Raw genomic sequence first — 5476 nt, 5'->3', positions numbered from 1 at the left:
CTCCATACTTTCGTTTTTAAAAGGTTTCTAAATAGCATATTCCGTTTTTATAGAAACTCATATTTGTTTCTTTTTGTTCGTTTTCTTCTATTATCTGAAAAACATTTGGGCGTTGTTTAGATAGCTCTATAGCCTTATTTTCTGCCCCTTTTTTCGTCTTGTATTTTTTGATTGTGTAAAAGAAGCTGGGTTTATATAGCGATGAATATCGGAGGGTGTAGGTATTCATATTATTATAGATTTAGGAGTTATTACTTTTATTTTTTGTCGGTCTGATTTTCTATAAACATTAGCAAATCGCCAGTTTGGATATTGTCTATTTAGAAATGAAACAAACTTTGGGATATTTGACGTATTCCATTTCTTGAAGTTATCTTTACAGTCTTTTTTGTCCGTTTTAGCTATAACTGTAAAAAGATGTTTCTTTGTGTTTCTTCTCATGTTTAAAAAATAACTGTTTGATTATCATTTAGTTGTTGTAATAATTTTGTTGTGTAATTTATATTAAGTAAAATAAAAGTACTATATTTGCCTAATATTTTTAAACACAAATATAAACAAAAAGTAAAATAAAAAAATATGTTTTTAAAAGAAGTCCAAAATTATAAAAGAGTAAAAAACCTTATTCCCACTATTATTGAAAATTCAAACTTGACTGGTAGACAATTAGCAAAAAAATTAAATATCAATGAAGTTACCTTTTATAAAAAAAAGAGGGTTAATAGTTTTAAAATTGATGAGGTAGAGGCTATATTAAAAAATATTGATACTGATAAAATTGCCGAAAAACTCCTCTTAAATCACCTATCCAATTTATCCAAAGAGCCATCTTCTCCAGTTTCTGAAGTTTACGAAAAAGAGTAAAAATTCAAAACCCCAAATTTCAAAAATTCCACTTTCTAAAAGTCAACTCAATATATTAGAGTGTGATTTAACATTAACATTAGTCTTCACATTATATACATCTTATTCTTTGTTGTATAGGGGAGCATATTTTTTACTTTATTTGCATTTTGTAAGAACATTTTTTGACTGTATTTTTGACAAAATTTGAGAATGGGGCGGGGAGCTGTCTCATCGCCCGAAGGGCGAGAGCAGAAACACGCCCCCGAACAAAGAGAAACAAAAGGGGATCGGGCTAAAGCCCGCTACCCCTAATGCGTAAAATAGGACGGAACAAACGCGTTGAATATTGAGTTATCGTTTTTTTCGCCCCCCGCCCGCCTCTGGCGGGCAACGAATGCTAAGAAAGTTAGAAGCTAGCTAAAGAAAACGTATGATTTTTGATAAAGGTTTTGAATTTCTGACAGAAAAACAGATTTCCATTTTATACAAATCGGTAAAGTCGCCTAAAATGTTGGCGATGACCTCCATAATGCTTGATGCTGGTTTGCGGGTCAGCGAGGCTCTTTCGTTGCAAGTTTCGGCATTTAATTTTAGAGAGAATTTTTTGAGGGTTCAAACGCTCAAACAAAAAAGCGAAAAATTTCGAGACATACCAATGACCGAAAGGCTGTACAACCATGTTTTGGAGTTCTTTCAGTCTGATGAGTTTTTGGGTAATGTAAAAGACCCAGATTTTCCCATTTTTGCTACAAAATACGGCAAAGCAACGCAGGTAATGACCCGCCAAAATGTTTGGGCGTTTTACAAAAACTTGTCAAAAAAGCGGGCAGTTCTTGGTGATTTGCACCCGCATACATTACGGCACACATTTGCCACTCGGTTAGTTAATAAAAAAGGGGTTACGGTTCTCCACGCAAAAGAACTTTTAGGGCATCGTTCTATCAGTTCAACGGAAGTTTACAGCCATGTTCCGAAAGAACTTTTGGAAAAAGCGATTGAAAAAATAGACCAAAAGCATACATTTTGGGGCAGGGTAGGGGCTTGGCTGTTTGGGAAAAAGTCGCAAAAAATACCTGTTCTCATAACGGAAAAAACAGCCTTTCTTGTGGGGAGAACGGAGGAATTGCGAAAGGTTTCGGAGCTTGTAGAAAAAAATGTAAATTGCCTTATTTTAGGCACTCAGGGAGTGGGAAAAACTCTTTTGATGGATAATTTGACCAGTACGAAAACTATCCTAAAAATTGATGACCTAAAGGCAGTAAAGCAGAGTTTGCACGGTGTTTTGATGTTTTTGTTGAACCATGATAAAAAGGAAGTGGCACGTATTCTATTTGGAGATATGGGAAGTGCCGAAAAAATTGTTTCTCGTTATTCGGTAAAAAACTATTGCGACACGCTGAAAAAGATTACTAAACCTCACGAGTGTATTATTGCTATTGATAATGTTTCAAATGTGAGTACGCAGGGGGTAGAGGTGTTGGAGTTTTTGCGTTCTCATTTTGTTATAGTTGCGGGAGGGCGAAAGTTGCCACTAAATAAAGCCACTTTTGCGACAAATTTTGAGATGATAGATTTGGGAAACCTGAACCGAAGGGATTCGCTTCTTTTAATTGAACGGCTCTCGTTGGATGTGAAAAACGAGATTGAGGACTATGAGTTGTTTTCTAATCATATCATTGAACAAACGAATGGAAACCCGCAGTTTATTTATGAATTGATAAACCGATATAGGGCGGAAAAATATATTTCGGTTGATGTTATTAGAAACATAAGGCACACGGCAGGTCTTCCGCAGTTTGATATGACGATTGTGGTGATTATTGGGCTGGCTTCGCTGATGATTTTGCGATATTATGGCAGGGCGGTTGGTGATACGGGATACCAAATAATTGGGGCGGTATTTCTTGTTTTTGCTCTGATTGCACGGCAAGTTTATGTGTATACAAAGCGAAAATTTTTGTAAAATGACAACACAAAATCATATCGTTGGCGGAACGCTAATAACCGCCTTTTTTTGTTCGCTTTTTGATGTTAATATTTTTGACAATCCGTTAAAATTAATATTTGTTGCGGGTGTGTCAATACTTGCAGATATTGATAATCCGAGAGCTCCTGCGGGGCGGATATTTCGCCCACTCTCTCGCTGGATATTCCGACGATATGGGCATAGAACCCTGACGCATTCGCTGTTGTTTGTCGGTGTTTTGACCCTTGTTTTTTGGCTCATAGAGGGGGCAATAAGTGGATATACTTTTTATTCTAAGCTGTTTTTTTTGTCGTATTCGGTTCATCTATTTCTTGATATGGTAACACTGGCGGGCGTTCCTTTGTTTTATCCGATATGGAAAAATCCTTGTGTGATACCGGGAAGTCGGAATGCTCGTATAAAAACGGGAGATTTTCGGCAGGAGTTTGGGGCGTTCATATTTTTTTGTGTATTCGGATTTATCTGCTATCCGTTGTTTGCGAATGGTTTTTGGATTTCGTTTAATTCTCAACTCGGAAGCTCTCAGCAAGTCAAAAGTCAATACTACAAAGAAAAGAACCTGCTCAAGACAAACTATGAGTTTGCAAACAAGTGGAAACATTTTAAGGGGGTGGGGTACGTTATAGACGTTGAGCCTATTGTTATTTATGACGAAAAAACACATACATTTTTAAAACCGATAGACGAAAGGGCAGGGCATTATACGCTTGAAAGAACCAACAAGCCAAAAATAACCAAAGGAGAACAAATTAAAATACAAAGGGATACAGCCATGAACGCCCTATATTACGTGAGTTTACAGAGTCTTGACGAATTTTATTTGCTGATAGACGGGAAATTTTGGAATGGAAAGAGCTTTGAAGGTTCATATATCAACCGATTAGAGGTTATCACCGATGCTCACAAAGACGAACTAACGGCAGAGCTACAACGATATATTTTGGAAAAACAGGTTTTGGCACAAAGAGAACGTCAGTTCGTGGCAGGTCAAAACCATCTAAAAAGAGCCATAGAACACAAGAAGAAAGAGTTTTACACCGCAAATATTTTCCGACAAGCCGACCTAAAAAACGAGATAAAAGCCCTTGAAAAAAGCCTAAAACAGCGTGATTTTAGGGTGGAAAATCAAAGAATTGATCTTAAAATTCTTGAAATACGGCAAAAGATAGACAAAAAGCCTGTAATTTTCGTTCAATATGAGAAAATAATTTTGTAAAAAATGACCCTTTGGGCGTTTTTTACAAAATGCAAATAAAGTCACGGGCGGGGACGGGCTTCTCCGCTCGCCCGCTCTCGGGCGATGCGAGAGCTTCCCGCCCCCTTTCCTCTCACTTGTAGGGAGGTCAGCCCCGCAGTGTGGGGCTGGGCGACCGTTCTTTGCATGGCTTTTTCTTGGGTTTTCTTTGCCCGCCGGAGGCGGGCGGCGGCCACCAGCGACCTATAAAGGGAGCTGGCAGAAGGAAAGCGGACAAGCTAATGCCCATATATTATGGCTTCTTCTCTCAAAATATTCATTTGATATTGAAGCTCGTTTATTTGAATTTGGGTTCGTTTCTCGTCTATCAGGTAGGCAGTCAACTCATCTGACACGGTAAGGCTTTTTTCGTTTATTTTTTGCTTGTTTTTGAGGCGTTTTTTTTTGAGCTGTAGTATGTCTTCAAGAAGTTTTATACGATCGGATATAAGCCCTATTTTTTCTACAATTTTTCGGTACTTCAGGGCATTAAGTTCTGAATTTCTCGCTTGTTTCAGTATTTGAATTTGTCGGCGATTTTCGAGTTTTTTATTGGTGTTGCCAATCTTGAAAAAGTTTGTTAGGTTGATGGATACGGACGGTAGAAATATCACTCGTTCATTTTGAAAATCATACGAACTCCTTAGACCAATAGAGGGGATAAGGGAAAGATGTTTGTTTTCTTTTGCGAGTTGATATTGATTTTCTATAGCGAGGAGGGCTATGCTATCAGCAGGAAATTTGTACATTTGGGCGTGTGTGTTATTTGTCAATAGCCAAAATATCGTAAAACAAATTGCGTTCTTCATCGTTTTTTTTACGTTTCTGTTGCTGAATGTAAAGGGATTTTATGGCAATGGAAAAAATGTCGCTATCGTTTGTTTTTCGGTCGTGTAGGGCGAATTTTATGGCGGTTTTGAGTTCGCTAAATCTGCGGTAATCTTCACGGGTTAAATATATGTTTTTGTGGATTTTCATAAAATGAGTTTGTTTTTTGTTCTTTGGGGTAGTTTCTTAAAGGTCTTTTTGGCGGAACGGTTTATTTCTACTCTCATTTTTTTCGTAAAAGGTACAAAGGCGTGTATTATATTTTTTTTTATTCTAAAATATCTGACAAAGATAGTTGTTGTATGCTTTGTTCTTCTTTCTGTTGTTTTTTTGGTGTTAAAATTTGGAGGCACTCGTTTATTTGATTGATTTCTGATTTTTGAAAGTCGGTTTGATTTTCTTGTGTGGTAAGCCAAAAACGGTAGTTTGCGAGTAGGGCGATAATGCGTTTGCGTTCACGGACCGCGATATAGAGATATTTCATTAATTTAGTGTTTTTTACTTACTATCCTACGGAAGTACTGATTTTTAAGGGTTTCATTTGTTTTTTTTATCTTACTCTAAGTTACTCTATCTTACTC

4 protein-coding genes are annotated in these 5476 nt (G+C 37.1%); 3 read left to right on the top strand and 1 reads right to left on the bottom strand.

All coding sequences use genetic code 11. From position 1 onward, the window contains the following. The first annotated feature begins 579 nt into the window (after positions 1-579). From QNJ43_RS26445 to QNJ43_RS26435, 3 genes are all read left to right on the top strand, one after another. On the top strand, positions 580-864 hold the full coding sequence (locus QNJ43_RS26445; protein WP_300474999.1) for a hypothetical protein: 285 nt from the start codon (positions 580-582) through the stop codon (positions 862-864). A 412-nt stretch (positions 865-1276) separates the two neighbouring features. Continuing rightward, positions 1277-2809, top strand: a complete 1533-nt coding sequence (locus QNJ43_RS26440; RefSeq protein WP_300474996.1) for a tyrosine-type recombinase/integrase — start codon at positions 1277-1279, stop codon at positions 2807-2809. 1 nt (position 2810) lies between these two features. Then, positions 2811-4049 carry a metal-dependent hydrolase gene (locus QNJ43_RS26435; protein ID WP_300474994.1) on the top strand — a complete coding sequence of 413 codons (1239 nt, stop codon included), beginning with the start codon at positions 2811-2813 and terminating at the stop codon, positions 4047-4049. A gap of 257 nt (positions 4050-4306) precedes the next feature. Here the strand turns inward: QNJ43_RS26435 and QNJ43_RS26430 are convergent, their stop codons facing one another. Then, the gene (locus QNJ43_RS26430; protein WP_300474991.1) at positions 4307-4876 is read right to left on the bottom strand and encodes a hypothetical protein; all 570 of its coding nucleotides are present in this window, start codon (positions 4874-4876) and stop codon (positions 4307-4309) included. Positions 4877-5476: the final 600 nt, after the last annotated feature.

The sequence above is a fragment of the Breoghania sp. genome (genome assembly GCF_030066895.1).
GTDB lineage: Bacteria > Pseudomonadota > Alphaproteobacteria > Rhizobiales > Stappiaceae > Breoghania.
Note: the sequence above shows the minus strand (reverse complement) of the source record. Positions and strands in the feature narration are given on the sequence as shown.